At 69.6% G+C, this 17,583-nt stretch carries 15 protein-coding genes; 8 read left to right on the plus strand and 7 right to left on the minus strand.

Annotation, left to right across the window (positions count from 1 at the left end; translation table 11 throughout):
* From R8F63_18345 to R8F63_18355, 3 genes are read left to right on the plus strand one after another with little or no spacing between them, the layout of a single operon-like run.
* Nucleotides 1–990, plus strand: a complete 990-nt coding sequence (locus tag R8F63_18345) for a fatty acid desaturase (protein MDW3220572.1) — start codon at nt 1–3, stop codon at nt 988–990.
* A gap of 3 nt (nt 991–993) precedes the next feature.
* The gene (locus tag R8F63_18350; protein ID MDW3220573.1) at nt 994–1,770 is read left to right on the plus strand and encodes a PaaX family transcriptional regulator C-terminal domain-containing protein; all 777 of its coding nucleotides are present in this window, start codon (nt 994–996) and stop codon (nt 1,768–1,770) included.
* On the plus strand, nt 1,767–2,480 hold the full coding sequence (locus tag R8F63_18355; protein ID MDW3220574.1) for an MBL fold metallo-hydrolase: 714 nt from the start codon (nt 1,767–1,769) through the stop codon (nt 2,478–2,480). The genes R8F63_18350 and R8F63_18355 overlap by 4 nt, the downstream gene beginning before the upstream one ends.
* Nucleotides 2,481–2,498: 18 nt before the next feature.
* Here the strand turns inward: R8F63_18355 and R8F63_18360 are convergent, their stop codons facing one another.
* Together R8F63_18360 and R8F63_18365 are read right to left on the minus strand one after the other, a co-directional pair.
* Nucleotides 2,499–3,158, minus strand: coding sequence for a hypothetical protein (locus tag R8F63_18360; protein ID MDW3220575.1), 660 nt, complete (start codon nt 3,156–3,158; stop codon nt 2,499–2,501).
* 131 nt (nt 3,159–3,289) lie between these two features.
* Entirely contained in the window at nt 3,290–3,913 is a 624-nt protein-coding gene (locus tag R8F63_18365) for a hypothetical protein (GenBank protein MDW3220576.1), read from the minus strand.
* Between the two features lie 107 nt (nt 3,914–4,020).
* On the opposite strand from R8F63_18365, the gene R8F63_18370 reads away from it, so the two are divergent.
* The 4 genes from R8F63_18370 to R8F63_18385 are packed head-to-tail and all read left to right on the plus strand — an operon-like array spanning nt 4,021 to nt 10,710.
* Nucleotides 4,021–5,181 carry a hypothetical protein gene (locus R8F63_18370; GenBank protein MDW3220577.1) on the plus strand — a complete coding sequence of 387 codons (1,161 nt, stop codon included), beginning with the start codon at nt 4,021–4,023 and terminating at the stop codon, nt 5,179–5,181.
* 5 nt (nt 5,182–5,186) lie between these two features.
* Nucleotides 5,187–7,763, plus strand: coding sequence for an EAL domain-containing protein (locus R8F63_18375; protein MDW3220578.1), 2,577 nt, complete (start codon nt 5,187–5,189; stop codon nt 7,761–7,763).
* A gap of 47 nt (nt 7,764–7,810) precedes the next feature.
* Nucleotides 7,811–10,399 (plus strand): acyltransferase family protein, encoded by a 2,589-nt coding sequence (locus R8F63_18380; GenBank protein ID MDW3220579.1) that lies wholly within the window; start codon nt 7,811–7,813, stop codon nt 10,397–10,399.
* On the plus strand, nt 10,360–10,710 hold the full coding sequence (locus tag R8F63_18385) for a DUF2304 domain-containing protein (protein MDW3220580.1): 351 nt from the start codon (nt 10,360–10,362) through the stop codon (nt 10,708–10,710). Before R8F63_18380 ends, R8F63_18385 begins: the two co-directional genes overlap by 40 nt.
* Before the next feature lie 15 nt (nt 10,711–10,725).
* Here the strand turns inward: R8F63_18385 and R8F63_18390 are convergent, their stop codons facing one another.
* From R8F63_18390 to R8F63_18405, 4 genes are read right to left on the minus strand one after another with little or no spacing between them, the layout of a single operon-like run.
* Nucleotides 10,726–11,511: a methyltransferase domain-containing protein gene (locus R8F63_18390; GenBank protein ID MDW3220581.1), complete on the minus strand. Its 786-nt coding sequence runs from the start codon at nt 11,509–11,511 to the stop codon at nt 10,726–10,728.
* Entirely contained in the window at nt 11,508–12,326 is an 819-nt protein-coding gene (locus tag R8F63_18395) for a polysaccharide deacetylase family protein (GenBank protein MDW3220582.1), read from the minus strand. Before R8F63_18395 ends, R8F63_18390 begins: the two co-directional genes overlap by 4 nt.
* On the minus strand, nt 12,323–13,720 hold the full coding sequence (locus R8F63_18400) for a glycosyltransferase family 39 protein (protein ID MDW3220583.1): 1,398 nt from the start codon (nt 13,718–13,720) through the stop codon (nt 12,323–12,325). The genes R8F63_18395 and R8F63_18400 overlap by 4 nt, the downstream gene beginning before the upstream one ends.
* Complete coding sequence (locus R8F63_18405) at nt 13,714–15,042, minus strand: glycosyltransferase family 39 protein (protein ID MDW3220584.1); 1,329 nt, start codon at nt 15,040–15,042, stop codon at nt 13,714–13,716. Before R8F63_18405 ends, R8F63_18400 begins: the two co-directional genes overlap by 7 nt.
* A 35-nt stretch (nt 15,043–15,077) precedes the next feature.
* Between R8F63_18405 and R8F63_18410 the strand changes: the two genes are divergently transcribed.
* Nucleotides 15,078–16,484 carry an MBL fold metallo-hydrolase gene (locus tag R8F63_18410; protein MDW3220585.1) on the plus strand — a complete coding sequence of 469 codons (1,407 nt, stop codon included), beginning with the start codon at nt 15,078–15,080 and terminating at the stop codon, nt 16,482–16,484.
* A gap of 81 nt (nt 16,485–16,565) precedes the next feature.
* Here the strand turns inward: R8F63_18410 and R8F63_18415 are convergent, their stop codons facing one another.
* A complete protein-coding gene (locus R8F63_18415; protein ID MDW3220586.1) occupies nt 16,566–17,576 on the minus strand; it encodes a hypothetical protein in 1,011 nt (336 codons plus the stop codon).
* Nucleotides 17,577–17,583: the final 7 nt, after the last annotated feature.

The raw sequence follows: 17,583 nt of genomic DNA on the forward strand, positions 1-17,583 counted from the left end.
ATGGCCGGTACGATGACGCACGACGAGGCGGTTGCCGCCTTCACGGGTGGGCTGGCGCCGCGTGACGAGGTGGCGCCGTTCGCCGGGTCGGATCGGCTGCGACCGGACGGGCGGCCGAAGCCCGAGTTCCGGGCCGAGCTACGCCGGATCCCGAACCTGCGCAACGCCGGACTGTGTGTGATCGCGGTGCTCTATCCGTTCGTCACCATCGGCGTGGCGGTGCGGCTCGATCATCCGGTTGCGTGGGTCGCTGCCTTCTTCGTGATGGGCGCCTACTTCCAGCGCTCCGCCACCCTGTTCCACGAGGCGGCCCACCGGTTGCTCTTCAGCAATCGCACGCTGAACGACTGGGTCGGCGAACGCTTCTTCGGCTGGCTGCCGTTCGGCACCGGTGACAACGGCTACCGCAAGTCCCACTCCCAGCACCATCGCGACGAGTTCGGGGACAAGGAACCGGACTTCCTCCTCTACGCCAACTATCCGATCAGCCGGGCGTCGCTGCGGCGCAAGCTCGTACGTGACGCCGTCGGCATCTCCGGATGGAAGAACCTCAAGCCGACCATCGTCGGACTCGTCACCCCCGGTCGCCGGCTCCGGGCCCTGCGCTTCTGGTCCGGTCAGTTGGTCGTGTTCGGCATCTTCCTCGCCTTCGGCCATCCGTGGCTCTACCTCTTCCTCTGGTTCCTCCCGTGGATGACCTACTGGCGGGTGGCGAACCGGCTGCGGGCGCTCGCCGAGCACGCGGGAATGACCCGCTCGTCGGACCGGCGCCTCACGTCACACCACATCCGCCAGGGCTTCCTCTCGAAGCACGTCTTCCTCTCCCAGTCGATCGGGTTCCATCTCGCCCACCATGTCGATTCGGGCGTGCCGATGGCGAACCTCCCGACGCTCCAGCGAGCTCTGGAGGAGGACGGCTACGTGACGGACGCGATCACCCACGACGGGTACTGGGCGTTCTGGCGCACGCTCGTGCGTTCCGCCGACTGATCCGTGCCGTCCCTCTCCGCCCGCAGCGTCGTCGCCTCGACCCTGCTCGGCACCCTTCCCCCTCGGCTGCCGGGTCGACTCCTCGTCGCGTTCGCGGAGGAGTTCGGCATCAATCCCGGCACCACACGGGTCGCCCTGAGTCGCATGGTCGACCGGGGCGAGCTGACCCGAGACGACGACAGCGTGTACCACCTCGCCGGCGATCTGCTCGACCGGCAGGGGCGCCAGGAGGCGGGCCTCGCGGCGGTGACCCGCGCCTGGGACGGCGACTGGGAGATCCACGTCGTCCGTACCGGCGGGCGAGATGCCGGCGACCGGGCCGCGCTGCGCCGGGCCGCCGTCCATCTGGGGTTGGCGGAGCATCGTGACGGCGTGTGGATGCGCCCGGCGAACCTCGACCCGCAGCGGTTGCCGTCGGCTCGGATGGTCGTGGCCGAGCAGGCCGACCGTTTCGTCGGCCGGCCCGACGGCTCGCCGGCCGAACTCGCCGCCGCCCTGTTCGACCTCGACGCGTGGTCGGCCGCCACCCGCCGCCTCGTCGCCTCGATGGAAGCGACGTCGGCACTGCTGGAGGCCGACGGCGACGTGTCGCTCGCGGATGGCTTCGAGCTCGCGGCCTCGTCGCTGCGCCACCTCGTCGCGGATCCCCTCCTGCCGCCCTCACTGACGCCGTCCGGTTGGCCCGCCTCCGACCTGCGCGCGGCCTACGACCGGTACAACCGGGCCTACCGCGCCCGCTTGTCCGCCTTCTTCCGCGCCCGCTCTAGGGTGGCCGGATGAGCGACCGCTTCTACTTCCGTCAGCTGCTGTCCGGCCGCGACTTCGCCACGGACGACCCGATGGCGGCGCAGATGGTCAACTTCGTCTATGCGATCGGCGACCGCGAGACCGGTGACGCCCTGCTCGTAGATCCCGCCTACGACGTCAACGGCCTCGTCGACACGCTCGAGAACGACGGCATGCGCTGCTCCGGTGTGCTCGCGACGCACTACCACCCCGACCATGTGGGCGGCTCCATGATGGGCATGAAGCTCGAGGGTGTCGCCGAGCTGATGGAACGGGTCGAGGTGCCGATCCACGTGCAGGCCGACGAGGCCGAGTTCGTCGAGAAGGTCACGGGGGTCACGAAGGCGTCGCTCGTCGAACACCGCTCCGGCGACAAGGTGTCGGTCGGCGCGGTCGAGATCGAGCTGATCCACACCCCCGGGCACACCCCGGGCAGTCAGTGCTTTTTCGTCGACGGCCGTCTCGTCGCCGGCGACACGCTCTTCCTCGACGGCTGCGGCCGCACCGACTTCCCCGGGTCGAGCCCCGAGGAGATGTACGAGAGCCTGACCCAGCGGCTCGCCCGGGTGCCCGACGACGCGGTGCTCTACCCGGGCCACCAGTACTCGATCGAGTCGTCGGCGACGATGGGCATCACCCGCGAGCGCAACATCGTGTTCCGGCCTCAGACCCGCGAGCAGTGGCTCGCGGTCTTCGGCAACTGACGTCGGCGGGGCGAGGGCTCAGCCGCTGAAGTCCTGCTGCCACATGTGGTGGCAGTGGTCGCAGCTGTAGAACTCGACCTGGCTGAACCGGTCGAAGAGATCCCGGCGGCCGAGGCCGGCGCACTGGGGACAGTCGGCGGTCGGGCGTTCCTCGTCCCGGAGATCGATCTCGGGCTCGATGTCCTCCGCGATCGGAGGTGATGCCAGCGGCCGTTCGGCCTTCGGTTCGGCGGCGCGTTCGGCCAAGGGGTCGGACAGCTCACTCGACAGGGGCACACCTTCGATGCGCGAGAGCGGTGGGAGCTTCGGCGGCCGCCGCGCCGGGGTCACCGGCGCGGTCTCCGTCACCGGCGGGGTCGGCAGCGGCGTCTCGACGTGACTGCTCGCACCGTGTCGGGCCCGCAGGCCGAGGCGCCAGCGCGGCGCCGGATCCTCGGACTGGTCGTAGAGGTCCGCCACCTCCGCGGCATCGCCGAACTGGCCACGCATCGTCGCGAGGATCGGCGCGGGATCCGCGACGGACGCGCCGCCGGTGGAGCGCTCCACCTCGAGGGCGCGGAGGTCGACGACGCCGTCTTCGTCGAGCACGACGTCATCGACGCGTTCGCTCGCGGTTCGCGTCCGCTCGATCGCGGCATTTCGGAGTCGCCATGCCAGGGGTTCCGTCGGCTGGTTCATCGCATCCCATCCTTCCCCTCCCGGCCTCCGGGAGGCTGGCGGGAGAGCCACTCCCACACACCCCAACGTAGGGACGATCGGGATGGTGCAGCATGAGCCGAACGGCCCAAATCCGGCCGTGGACCGTCCGCTCAGAGCAGGGCCAGCATCGCCTCGCGCGTCCACCCGGCGGCGAGGGCGCGATCGTGACGGAGGTGGTCGACGATGGTGTCGCGATCGCCGTCGTGGACCGCGACGAGGCCGCGCAGGATCGTGCCGAGGTAGGCGGCCGACGGCGGATTCGGCTGGAGGGGGACGTGGGGTTCGGGCGACGTGAATGTCACGACAGGCGTACCGTCGATCGGCTCGAGCACGAGGAGCCCGTCGTAGAAGCCGTTTCCGATCGGGTGCACGACACCGATCTCGCACTCGTGGAGGGGCGTCGCCACCGTGTCACGGCGGCTCTCCTGGGCGGCGACGTCGTCGAACTGGCCCTTGGTGATCAGGTACCGGGTGCCGGGGGCGCGCCCGCCCGGTTCGTGACTGAGGTATGCGACTCCGCCACCTCCCCATTTCGCGGCGTTGCCCAGGAAGCGCACGTCCGAATCGAACCAGATGGGCTCGATCGAGCGGGGTGGTGCCGGATTCCGGGCCCCGCGTTCGTCGCGGGTGGCGCCGGCGGCCCGCCCTCCGGTGAGGTACATGGTGAACCGCTCGGCGGAGCAGTTCGACCCGTACGACGCGTACCAGATGGGGTCGTCGTCGTGGAACGGCATGCCTGCCGAGGTTAGTTCGGGCGTCAGGATGCGGATTCAGGACTCAAGACCCACCGTTTCGGGCCGATTGTCAGGGCGTACGCCCTTCGACCCAGGAACGAGTTCAGATGACGGACCATCATCCCCACGCGCCGAGTGCGTCCGCCCGGGAACGGGAACTCGAGATCGAGGTCGCTCGACTCCAGGCGGAACTCGACACCCTGCGCGGGGAGGACCCGTCGACGACCACCTCGCGTTTCCTCGCGATGGCGGCGGCGACGGTCGACCAGGTGGTCGAGGATGCGCGCCGCGAAGCCGACGAGATCGTCGAGGAGGTCAGCGGCCAGGCCGAGGCCCGCCGCGACGAGGCGACCCGTGTCGCCGCCGAGGCCGAAGCGATGGCCGAACAACTGCTGGCCGACGCCGACCGGGCCCAGGAACGCATCGACGCCGCTCGCGACGAAGCCGACGCGATCAAGGCGGCCGCGAGTGTGGAAGCCGAAGCCCTCGTGCGCAGCGAGCGGGAGAAGGTCGCCGTCGAGGTCGAGGCGCTCGCCGACGTGCGCAACGCGCTCGAGGACGAGCGAGGTGCGCTCGAGAGCTACCACGAGGAGCTGCGCTCCCGGGTGCAGGAACTCGCGGAGACGATGGTGTCGTTCATGTCCACCGAGCTGCCCACCGGGGCCGCGTCGGCCATCGGGAACCTCGTCACCCCGCAACTCGAGAGCGTGATCGCCGCCAACCCGGCACCGGCGGACGCGGCAGGCGAACAGGCCGACGTCTCCGCCGAGGAGCCCGTCGCGGCCGAGTCCGAGGACGACACCTGGACCGACATGCTCGAGTCGGCCATCCCGAGCGACGAGGCGTATCCCGACGTCGTAGACATGCCCGCCGACGCCATCGACGAGATCCCCGACGGACCGCCCCGGGAATTCGCGGGGCACGAGATCCTCGAGCCCGAAGACGACGTCGACGAGGACGAGCGGCCGACCAGCGCCGGCCTGTTCTCCCGGGCGACCGGCGACGAGAGCGGTGTGACGAACCCGCCCGCCTCCGCCGATGCCGCCGTGGCGGACGATGCGATTGAGGACGATGAGGATCCGGATCCGGAGGGCGCCGGCTTGTTCGGCACCCTCGGCGCTCGGCTGGTGGAGCAGACGCCGCCCGACCGACTGTCCGAGGCACTGGCCGCGGACGAGTCCGAGGACGAAGCGTTCCACGACTTCCTCGCCGGCGACGACGAGCCGGACCCGAGCCGCGACTGGTTGCTGCGGCCCGAGAAGAGCTGATCCACATGGTCGGCTCGTCGCTCTCGTTGTCGCAGTCCGCGACGTCCGAGCTGGACGAGCTGATCGAACAATGGACCCATGACCGCACCGCGGTACGGGATCGCACGCTCGAGCTGATCCGCGTCGCCCACATCGTGATGGGTCCGCTGGTGGTGGCCGGACTCTTCGTCGCGGTGCCCGATCGCACACTCGTGATCGCCGGGATCGTCTACCTCGCGGGAATGGCATCCGTGTTGCTGGTGCTGCCGCGACGTTGGCAGGCGACGGCGCTCGGTGTCTTCGACCTGCTCCTGATCGGGCATGTGAGCGCATCGGATCCGGCCATGTGGACGGCGTTGCTCGTGCCTGCGGTCGCCGCCATGACGGTCGGTTGGCTGGTCTCGCCCCGCGCGACCTGGGTGTTGTGGGCGGCGTTGTGTGGGGGAATGGGGGCCGCGGCCTACGTGGCCGGGGTGCCCGGATGGCTGTACACCGTTCTCGTCATGGCCGGTTCGACCGCCGGTCTCAACTTCAACAACCTCAAGATCCTCGGTGAGGGCCGCGACAGCGTGTTGCGGGTCGCCGACCTCGTCGACTCGCTGCCCGTCATCGTCTGGGAGGCCGACGTCGACACGTTCGACCTCATCCGCGCCGTGGGCCGGGTCGAGGAGCTTCTCGGCTTCTCGCCGGCCGACTGGCGAGCCATGTCGGTTTCGCGACGCGTGCACCACGCCGACCTCGACGAGTACCGACTCGATCCGGCCACGATGAACGAGGCGGAGGTCCGCGAGGTCCGCCTCCGACGCTTCGACGGCACGCTCCTGCGGGTGCGTGAGGTGGTGCGTCAGGTCGAGGTCGGTGATCGGCGCTACTTCCGTGGTGTGATCCTCGACATCGCCGAGGAGGCGGCCGTGCGCGAGCAGGTCGACCGGCTCGCGGCCGTCGTGGCCAACCAGTCCGAACCGTTGCTGGTCGTCTCCGGGCGCGATGCCGTCGACGCCGAGCCCGAGGTGCTCCAGATGAACCCCGCGTTCGCCGCGCTCGCCGGGATCGACGCCGACGACGGGCTCGGGCGTCGCCTCGCCGACGTGGCACCGTGGCTCCCGGCGACCGTGCGGGCGGATCTCGACGACCAGTTGCTCTCGGGCCGGGTCGCCGATCGGGACGACGTCGAGATCGTCACGCCCACCGGCTCGCGCACGTTCGACTACGAGCTGGTTGCGCTGCCGGACGGCGCCGTGGGCGTGCAGTTCGCCGATGTGACCGACCGCAAGCACGCCACCGAGCTCATCCGCCATCAGGCGTTCCATGATCCGCTCACCGCCCTGCCGAACCGGTCGCTGCTGTTCGACCGGCTCGCCCATGCGCTGGCCGGTATGCGACGCGATCGCACGACGGTCGGGCTGCTCCTCCTCGATCTCAACCAGTTCAAGGAGATCAACGACACGCTCGGTCACGGCTTCGGTGACGAACTGCTCACCACGATCGGTGTCCGGCTCTCGGAGATGATGCGGGACGGCGACACGGTCGCCCGACTCGGCGGTGACGAGTTCGCCATTGTCCTCAACGGTGCGGACGAGGCGGACCTCCAGGAGATCTCGCAGCGGGTCGCCGACGCGATCAAGCAGCCGGTGCGTCTCGACGGGATCGAGCTCGAGGTCACGGCCTCGATCGGCGGTTCGGTCGCGCCGACCCATGGCCGCGACGCCCACATCCTCCTCCAGCGGGCCGACATCGCGATGTACGACGCCAAGCGATCCGGTCTGCCCTACCGGCTCTATGTCGCCGACGACGACCGTCACTCGCTCGACCGGCTCACGCTCATGGGCGAGCTGCGTCATCTGCTCGAGGACGGTCTGCGGGTCTGGTTCCAGCCCAAGGTCGACCTCCGTACCGGTCGGGTCCAGGAGATGGAGGCACTCGCCCGCTGGCAACACAGCCGCCTCGGCCTCGTCGGCCCCGGCCAGTTCATCGAGCTCTGTGAAGTGTCGGGGCTGATCTCGGAGCTGACGTTCGCGGTGCTCGAACGCTCGCTGGAGGTCATCGCCGACTGGCCCGGCCAGCGGGTCGCCGTGAACGTGCCCGTGCGCAATCTCTACGATCGCCATCTCCCGGACGCGGTCGCCGAACGGCTGGCCGCCGCCGGGGTGTCCTCGGATCGTCTCATCCTCGAGATCACCGAGCGGGAGATCATGGAGGACCATCGGGCCATCGTCGACGTGCTCGAGGCGCTCCACGAGATGGGCGTGCGGATCTCGATCGACGACTTCGGGACCGGCTTCTCGTCGCTGACCCACCTCCGCCGTCTGCCGGTGCAGGAGATCAAGATCGACCAGTCGTTCATCTCCGGCATGCTCGACCGGGAAAACGACTACATCATCGCCCGGTCGATCATCGATCTCGCTCACAACCTCGGCCACAGCGTGGTGGCGGAAGGTGTTGAGGACACGGCGACGCTCGCCCTGCTGCGCAGCCTCGGCTGCGACGTGGCCCAGGGCTTCCTCTTCGCCCGCCCCGGCCCTCCCGAACGCATCCGGCGTCAGATCGAGGCCGGCCCCGCGTTGGACGACCACGGCACGCTGGTCTGGAATCGCCCGGACTGATCGCGGGGGCCGAGCCGGGGAGGCGGCGGTCCTAGACTCGCTCCCTGATGGGCGCCGTCACCACACCGCGAGCGTCACTCGACGCGGATCGGGTGCGCGGGCTCGACGGACTGCGCGCGATCGCCGCGTTCGCCATCGTCCTGCACCACGTCGGGTTCCGGGCCGGCGTGACGACCGGCGGTGAGGGCGGACCGAGCATCTGGGGCTTCTATCTGGCTCGGCTCGACATCGGCGTGCCGGTGTTCTTCGCCCTCTCCGGCTTCCTGCTCTTCCGGCCGATCGTGAGTTCCGTGCTCGACGACGTGCCCCTGCGGCCCGCCCTCGTGCACCTGTGGCGGCGGGCGATGCGGATCTATCCGGCCTACTGGGTCGCGCTGTTTCTGATCGTGGGGTTGACCACCGAGGAGTTCAAGGACGTCGTCGGCGCCGTCACCAATTTCCTGCTGATCCAGATCCACTGGCCGACCCACGCGATCGGGCCGATCCCGCAGGCGTGGAGTCTCGCGACCGAGGTGAGCTTCTACGTGGCACTGCCGTTGATGGCCCGTCTGCTCCGGCCCTGGCTGCGCGACGGCGACCGGGCCGCTCGCCGCAACGGCCTCTTCCTCTTCGTGTCGCTCTGCTATCTCGTCTCGGTCTTCTTCCGGATCCTGGTGCTGACCCTCGACACCCGCTGGACACCGGCCCAGGTGCTCTGGCTGCCCGGCACCCTCGACTACTTCGCGATCGGCATGGCCCTCGCCGTCGCCCGGGTCGGGTTCCGCGACGGTGCCGTGCGGCAGCGACTCGACGGGCTCGCCGGTCGGGCCGGCGTGTGGTGGTTCGCCGCGGCGATCGCCTTCCATCTCGTGTCGCAGCACCTGGGTCTCGCGGTCGGCACCGCGACGGCGACATGGCCGCGCGAGATGGGACGCCAGTTCTTCTACGGCCTGATCGGGCTCTTCCTGCTCTTCCCGCTGGTGTTCGGCGGGGATCGCCGTTCGGTCGTGCGGAGCTTCGTGCGGACTCGCACGATGGAGTGGCTCGGGCTGATCTCGTACTCGGTGTACCTGTGGCACATGGTGTTCGTGGTCCACCCGTGGGAGCCGCTGGCCGACCTCCTCGGGGCCGAGCGGGCGTCGCTGTTCTGGGACTACAACGGCACGAACTACTGGGTCTTCCTGACGATGGTGATCATCCCGACGATGGTCGTGTCGATCATCAGCTACTACGCGATCGAGCGGACCGGGCAGCGGCTCCAGTCGTGGGTCCGCCGGCCGACGGTCGACCCCACGGCGGGGGAGCGCGCCGTGCGACGGTTCCGGGAGGGATGGATCGCGCTGTCGTTCCGTGCCCAACTCGCGTGGATCGCGGGACTCGGGTTCGTCGGCCGGGCGCTCTACGTCATCGTCGCGAAGCACGACCAGACCCTCGAGACGACCGACATCTTCCCGGGGGACCAGTTCTTCTACACGCGCGCCGCCGACGCCCTGGCCCGGGGGGAGGGGTTCGTGTCGCCGTACCACGACCTCGCGATCCGGGCCGGTCTGGCGGAGCCGGGGTCGGTCGCGCCGCACGCCGCCGACCACCCGCCGCTGACGGCGATCGTCGCCGCGCCCGCCTCGTTCCTGCCGGGTGGTCGCGGCGAGCATCTCTTCGAGCAGCGCTTCATCATGTGTGCCGTCGGCGCGGCGGTGATCGTGATGATCGGCCTGCTCGGTCGGGAGATCGCGGGGCGGGGTGTCGGCCTGACGGCGGCCATCATCGCGGCGCTCTATCCGGGGTTCTGGATCAACGACGGTCTCGTCATGGCGGAGTCGCTCACGGTGCTCATGGTCACCGGCGCGCTGTGGGCGGCCGTTCGCTATCGACGGGCGCCGTCGGTACGGATCGCCGTCGAACTCGGCGTGTGGCTCGCGCTCGCCGGCCTGGCGCGCGCCGAGTCGCTGCTGCTCTGCGTGCTCATCGTGGTGCCCCTGATGTGGGTGGCCCACGCAGCCTGGCGGGAGCGGGTGATCCGCACGGCGGTCTCTGCGCTGGCGGTGGTGGTCGTGCTCGCGCCCTGGGTCGGACCGAACCTGGTGCGCTTCGAGGAGCCCGTGTTCCTCTCGCACGGCGACGGCCTCGTGCTCGCCGGTTCCTACAACGACCTCGTCTTCTCCGGTGGCGGGCTCGGGTCGTGGGCGGTCTCGTTCGCCGACTTCGACCCGTTCGACACGTCGGACCCCAGCGTCGACTCGGCCGAGGCGCGCGACGAAGCGCTCACCTACGCCCGCGAGCATCTCGGCGAGCTTCCGAAGGTCGTCGCGGCGCGGGTCGGTCGGCTCTGGAGCGTGTACCGGCCGCTGGCGACGGCACAGTTGAACACGCAGGAGGGCCGCGAGCCGTGGGCGTCGCATCTCGCCATCGGCGCGCTGTACCTCGTCGTGCCGCTGGCCCTGGTCGGCTGGTGGCGTCTGCGGGACCGGTGGCACCGCTGGCTGCTCGGTGTGATGGTGCTCCACGTGACGCTGATGGGCGCCGCGTTCTACGGCACGCCGCGGTTCCGGGTGCCGGCCGAGATCGCCCTCGTGGTCGCAGCGGCGATCGGGATCCACTGGCTGGCTAGCCTCGGAGCATGTCGACCACCGCGCACATCGTCTTCTCCGCCGTCCTGATCCTGACGGTGCTCTTCATCTACTCGCTGGTCCGACAGCGGGTGCTCAAGAGCAAATACGCCCTGCTCTGGTCGGTCGTCGCCGTCGCCCTGCTGCCGATCGCGGCCGTGCCGAGCCTGGTGGAGAACGTGTCGGACCTGCTCGGGATCGAGACGCCGTCCAACACGATCCTGCTCGCCGCCGTGTCGCTGCTCTTCATGACGACCGTGCAGCTCACCTACGAGCTGTCCCGCATCGAGGCCCGCACCCAGGACCTCGCCGAAGAATTCGCCCTGCTCCGCGCCCGCCTCGATCTCAACGAACCCGCCTGAGAAAGTACGCCGGGGTCAGACCCCCGTACTTTCTCCCCCGCCCGAGAAAGTACTGGGGTCTGACCCCCTCATACTTTCTCGCTGGGCGGTGACGATGAGGCCGTCGGCGGAATAGGGGCGGCCGAGCTTGCCGAGGAGGCGTTCGGTGCCGGCGACGAGGCGCACGGCGGCGATCTCGAGGCGGGAGCGGTCGCCGCGCTCGCGTACGGACGGCACGTAGGTGGCGACGTCGACCGGGGTCCATCCCTCGCGCTGCATCAGCTGCGTGAGCGTGCGCCACGTGAACATCACGACATGGTCGGGATGGTTGACCTCGATGCGACGGGTGATGTTGGCGACGACATTGACGAGCCCGTAGGCGTTCGGTGTCGTGACGATCAGGGTGCCGCCCGGCGCCGTGAGCGTGGCCATCGCGGCCAGGAACGGTCCGGGTGCGCCGAGGTGCTCGATCACCTCGCCGGCCAGCACCACGTCGGCCGGCTCGAGCGCCAACGCCGCCACCGCGGCGGCATCGGTGCAGTCGACCAGGTGCGCCTCGTACCCCGCCTCCACCGCGGCGGCGACGCCCGGCCCGTCGAAGTCGAGCCCCACGAGGCTCGTGGCGACCTCGTCGATGTGACCGTGGAGCCAGCTGCCCGCCCGGCTCTGCTGTTCGCGGAACCCGGCGTCGGCGAACCCGACGTGGATCACCCGCTTCCCCCGGCACTGCTCGACCAGCCACTCGACCCGGTCGACGATCGCGGTCTTCGGCAGCGGATGGGCCATCTCGTCCTGGCCGTACTCCGGGATCTCGGTGCTCATGCCGCCGCCATCTCGAACACGGGGAGATCGTCGCCCAACGCGTGCACCATGTCGATCATCCGCCGGTCGGTTCCCTTCACGATCGACACGACGCGATCCTTCATCCCCGCGCGGCCCCACCACATGACCCGGCTGCCGAGCCGCCCCACCTCGGGGAGCAGCCAGCGCTCCTCCCCCGGGTCGAAGTCGTAGGGATGCGAGTAGAGCCACGCATGGTCCGGCGCCTTCTTCGCGGCCCAGCGGATCAACGGCATCGGCGCGACACGGAGGTACACGCCGCCGAGCAGGGGCACGTTCGCGGGACCGACCCCGAAGATCGGCGACGGGATCTCCACGAGGCCGCTCGGCCACCGGAACGGCTCGGTCGGCGCGCCGGGCCAGCCGTAGAGCGGGTTGCGGGCCGGGAGCACGGACGACGAATAGGTGAACCCGAGGTCGGTGAGGATCTCCGGCGCCCAGGCGGACTCGGGGACCAGCGAGAAGATCGGCGCCCGGAAACCGAGGACCGGGGTCTGGATCACCTGGGCGAGCCGATCCATCGCCTCCGCGGTCGCGGTGCGGAACGCGTCGGGCCCGAGGTCGGGCAGCGGGGTGTGCGTGGCGCCGTGGAGGCCGAGCTCGTGACCGCGGGCCGCCACCCGGGCGACGAGATCCGGCTGGTCACGCACCACCTCGCCGACGACGAAGACCGTGCCGATGACGCCGGCCTTCTCGAGATCGTCGAGCAGCGCGTCCGTGACCGCGGGGAAGCGGAGCTCGGCCGTGTCGTCGGGCCGATGGTCCTCCAGGTCCAGCGTGAAGACGACCGCGCTCATCGCAGCACCGCCCGGAACACGCCCTCGGCCCGCAGCCGATGGAAGATCCAGCTCATCGCCACGCTGGCGAGCACGATCATCGCGATGTCGATCGGCACCCGATAGCGGGTCAGCCCGAACGTGATCGCCGACGCGAACATGATCATCGGCCACATGGCGAGCAGCGGGGTGAGACGGATCCGCCGTCGCCGCAGGAGCAGGGCGCCGACCACCGAGAAGGGGATCAGCGTGTAGTACACGCCGAGCCCGACCGTGGACGGTTCCTCCCAGCGGCCTTCGACCCGGTACTGCATCTGGAGTGTGTGGCTCACCCGGTAGAGCTCGAGCGATCGGCCCATCCGGGCGAGCGCCACCTTCGGGTAGCGCCGCCAGTTGTCGAGGTAGTACTCGATCGCCTGTTCGCGGTTCCACTCATCGGTGACCGACTCGTCGTAGTAGACGCGGTCGTCCTCGGTCTCGGGCCACGTGCCCGGCAGGTCCTCCTCGAGCTGGGCGATGAGCTCCTCGTCGAAGCAGTTGACCCAGTAGCCGAGCGACAGGCCGGTCCACGCGCCGTCGCAGGCGCCGCCCATCATCACCGTGCCGGTCACCGCGCTGATCGTGACCGGCTTCTCGAAGCGCAGGTTGTTGTAGACGAGCCAGGGCGACATCAACAGGAGCCCGGCGAGCCCGCACAGCACGGTCTGGCGGACCTTCTCCTTCGTGTCGAGCGCCTTCACGCCCCACCAGATCAGCGGCAGCACCATGAAGCCGTAGAGGCTGAGGGCCTCAGCCCGGATCATGGTCGCGAGCGCGATCGTCACTCCGAGGATGGCGACGTTGCGGCGGCTCGGTTCGCGGATCCACTCGTAGGCGGCCCAGAACATGAGCACCACGAAGGGCTGGTACATGCTTTCGCTCAGCAGCATGATGTCGTTGATCCACATCAGCGGGTGGAGCGCGGCGATGAGGGCGGCGAACGCGCCGGCCACGTTGCCCGCGAGGCGGCGGGTGAAGAGTCCCACGGCGAGCACGAGGGCGAAGCCCCAGAAGCTGGCGACCACTCGATGGTCGGTGACGCCGTCGAACCCGATCTTCGACCAGGACGCGAGGTAGGCGGCGAACAGGGGCGGGTCGCCGGCCGAGTCGATGAGCTCGCCGACGCCGGTGCGCTGCTCCGTGGCGAGATGGATGAGCGGGTTGTAGTAGCCGCCGTGGTCGGCGAGCAGGTTGGCCTGACCGTGGTGGTAGAAGGCGTCGCCCGCGACCGTGTAGCAGTCGACCGCTCCGGTGTCGCACGTCGGCCGGTAGACGAGGATCGCCCACAGTCGCAGGAGCCAGCCGCCGACCGCGATGCCGACGATCGTCGGGACCGGGCGCAGCTGCTTCGTGAGCGCACGGATGCGGGTCAACATGCCGGGATGGACTCCGGGTCGGGTGCGGCGGGATCGGCGGTGGGGGCTGCCTGGGGTGGACCGTAGCGGTCGATCAGATGGCCGAGCGCGACGGCGGACAGGATGACGAAGGCCACGTCGGCCCCCACCCGATAGCGGGTCACGCCGAACGTGATGACGGCCGTCAGCAGCGACGTGCCCGCCACCGCGGCGATCGGCAGCAGCGATGTGCGGCGCCGCCACACGACCGCGCCGAGCACCGCGCCGGCCATCACGACATAGTTGGCGAGCAGTCCGACCACGACATGGCTGCGCACCCGGCGCTCGAAGAACACGTCGAAATCGATGCCCTGGATCGGCCGGTAGACGCCGATGATGCGCCCGAACCGGGCCGCACCGACCTTGGGCAGCTGGGTCCAGTTGTCCCGGATGTAGCGCTGTGCCTTCTCGTACTTGGCCGCCGCGATGCCGGACTCGTCGGCCCCCTCGGGCCATGTCGTGCCGTCGTCGCAGGACGCGCTCCAGTAGCCGAGGAACTCGCCGGAATAGGTGTCGTCACAGTTGCCGAGCTCGAGGACGTAGCCGGGGCCGACGGCGAGATAGGTCGGCTCGTCGAAGATCGTCACGTTGCGCCCCACCCAGGGGGCGAGGATCACCATCGCCAGGACCGCGGCCATCGCCGTGCGCTTCACCCGGTCGCGCCACTCGAGCCGTGGATGGAACATCAGCAGTGGCGTGAGCAGCAGGAAGAACATGAGGAACGGCTCGCTGCGGGTCAGTGCGCCGAGTGAGAGGACGACCGTCAACTCGACGACCCGACGCACGGACGGATCCTCGTAGACCCGCTGGGCGAAGAAGATCGACCAGGCCGCGAGCGGGATCCACATCGACTCCGACAGGATCAGCGCGTCGTTCATCCACAGCGGCGGATGGATCGCGATGCCGATCATGCCGAGGACCGCGGTCCGGTGGTCGAACAGACGGCGCAGGAGCAGGCCGACCGGGATGACGGCGCTGGCCGACAGCAGACCGCCGGCGAAGCGATGCCACGTGACGGTGTCCATGCCGAACAACGACCAGATGGCCAGGTACACCGTGTAGCCCGGCGGATGCGCCGCGGTCGGGATGATCTCGCCGGTGACGTGGTGCTCGAACGGGTTGGCGAAGCCGTGGCCGTCGACGAGCAGGTTCGCCGAGCCGTGGTAGTAGAGGTTGTCGTTGATCGTCCCCTCTTCGATGAGCGGGACGTCGCCGTACCAGCGCACCATGACGATCCAACGCACGGCGATGGCCAGGGCGAACGCGAGCCCGACGGCCCACCAGAACTTGTTTCCCCAGCGCACCGGGTGATCGTACTTGTGGCGTACCGTGACGACCCATGCGCGTCACGGTGATCGGCCACTCCTGCCTTCGGGCGGAGACCCGCGCCGGGACGATTCTCGTCGATCCGTGGCTGTTCGGATCCTGCTACTGGCGGTCCTGGTGGCACTTCCCGCCGTCGAAGGAGCCGGACGAGGAGATGCTCGCGCCGGACTGGGTGTACCTCACCCATCACCACTTCGATCACTTCCACTATCCGTCCATGCGGCGCCTCGACCGGTCGGCGACGGTGCTGATCCCGCGCTTCGGCGTGGACGTCATGGCCGACGAGGTCGTGTCGCTCGGCTTCGATCGGCCCCAGGAGCTGCGTCACGGTCGGATCCTCGATCTCGGCGACGGCGTGCGGGTGGCGTCGTACCAGTACGGCTTCGACGACACGGCGTTCGTGATCGCCGAGGACGACCATGTCGTGATCGACATCAACGACTGCAAGATCCGCGGTCGCGCCCTCGACCCGATCGTGAAGGAGTTCGGCCGGCCGTCGCTGGCCTGCAAGAGCCATTCGTTCGCCCAGTCCTACCCGGTGCTCTACGACAGTGAGGACGAGTCACAGCTCCGGCTCGTGACCCGCGAGAGTTACGTCGACGACTTCCACGACGTGATGGCCCGACTCCAGCCCCGCCATGCCATCCCGTTCGGCTCGATGGTCGGGTTCCTGCACCCGGACAGCGCGCCACTCAATGCCCATCTCGTCACGCCGCATATGGTCGTCGACGGGGTGGCGAAGCGGGGCGGCATCGACGGCACCGACGTGGTCACGATGGCGCCGGGCGACGTGTGGGATTCCGAATCGGGATTCGAGCGTTCCGAGGTGGACTGGTACGCCGATCGCGAGCGGCACCTCGTGGACCTCACCGCGAAGTACCAGGACAAGCTCGACGAGCGGGCAGCCGAGGAAGCCGGCGTACGGGTCGAGTGGCGCGACTTCGAGGCGCACCTGGGCCGCTTCGTGCGGGAGGTCCCCCGCGTGTTCGGCCGCCGGCTGGCGCCGAAGCCGTTCGTCTTCCACGTGCCGTCGGACGCCGACACGCCCTACTGGTGGGTCTCGTTCGCGAGCCGCTCGATCGGCCGATCGGCCACGGTGCCGGAGGGCGCGTCCGGGGTCACCACGGTGCCCGAGGCGGTGATGGCCGAGGCCCTTCGGGACCGCATCGTCCACATCCTCCACGGTGCGATGCGGATCCACACGTCGCTGCGACCCGGTGGCGTCCAGAGCGATCTGGGCTGGTGGGGCGTGGTGATGATGTGGGAGCTCGGCTACCTGCCGCTGCGGCGCAGCGCCCGCCACCTGCGCCTCTGGCGGTCCATGGCCCGCCGCTGGCGCGAGTTCCTCGACCAGGCCCCCTCCGTCATCGCCCGCAACCCCGTCGACCACCTCGCCGAACGCTTCGGCGCCGACGTCTGACCCCCTCGGGCTTCTTAACCGAGTTGTGGTCGCCATACGACCACAACTCAACGCGGATCGTGCGGGGTGCGGGGTGTGGGGCTAATACGCGTCCATGTCGAGGAACTCGAAGGTGTCGAGCTCGATGGCGTCCTGGTCGATCGCCGGGTCGAGGTGACGGATGATCAGGTTGAGCGGCGACGGCTGGACCCGCCGGGGCGGACGCACCCCGCGCACCCGCACGGAACCGTTGAACCCGGCGTAGACGGCGAACGCGGCGCGGTGCCAGCGGGTGACGGACCGGATCGCCGGGGTGGCGTCGATGCGCGCCGATCCGGCCGTGGTGGGAAAGACCTTCAGCACCACGGCCGCGGGCAGTGGGCCGAGTTTGCTGGTGGTCGAGATCACGACGGCGTCGTCGCTCTGGTGGACGAAGTAGCGCGCCTCCGGACAGGCCAGGCGCCACCGCAGCACGTCGGCCGTGTAGTCGGTGACCCACCCCTCGACGGCATGACGATCCACCGTCGCCGCCACCTCGGCGAACGCGTCGGAGTCGAGCCAGGCGGGCGTGACCTCGGCGTGGGTCATCCGTCGCCGGCCCCGCCCGATCGGCGCGACGACCCGCACCGGCAGCGGGCCGACCAGGCGCCAGCCCATGTACTTGACGACCGCACCCGTCGACTTCTCGTTGGTCACACCGATGACGAACGACCGCCCGAGCGCGCCGGCTTCCTCGTAGATCTCCAGACCGATCCGGCTGAAGTGCCGGGCCCGTTGGTGCTCGTGATCGACCACGGCATTGAGCGACCACGCCCCGTCCGAGGACGCGCCCGCCGGGCCCCGGAACCGACGCGGCATGTTGGCGTAGTGGGCGACGAGCTTCACGCCGGAGCCGGCGGCGACCTGCTGGTGGCGTTCCCACGCCCGACCGAGCGGGTTCTCGCGATACGCCCAGCGCAGATAGTCCGTGGACACGAATCGCGGGTCGGGGAGCTCCTGATCGAGCAGTGCGGTGGCGTCGGCGAGGATTCGGGGATCGTCGGACGAGCCGTCGATCGTCCACCCCTCGACCCCGTCGTGCACGACCGCACCTTCCGGTGGCGTTGGCTCCATCGGCGGC

Source organism: Acidimicrobiales bacterium (genome assembly GCA_033344915.1).
GTDB lineage: Bacteria > Actinomycetota > Acidimicrobiia > Acidimicrobiales > Aldehydirespiratoraceae > JAJRXC01.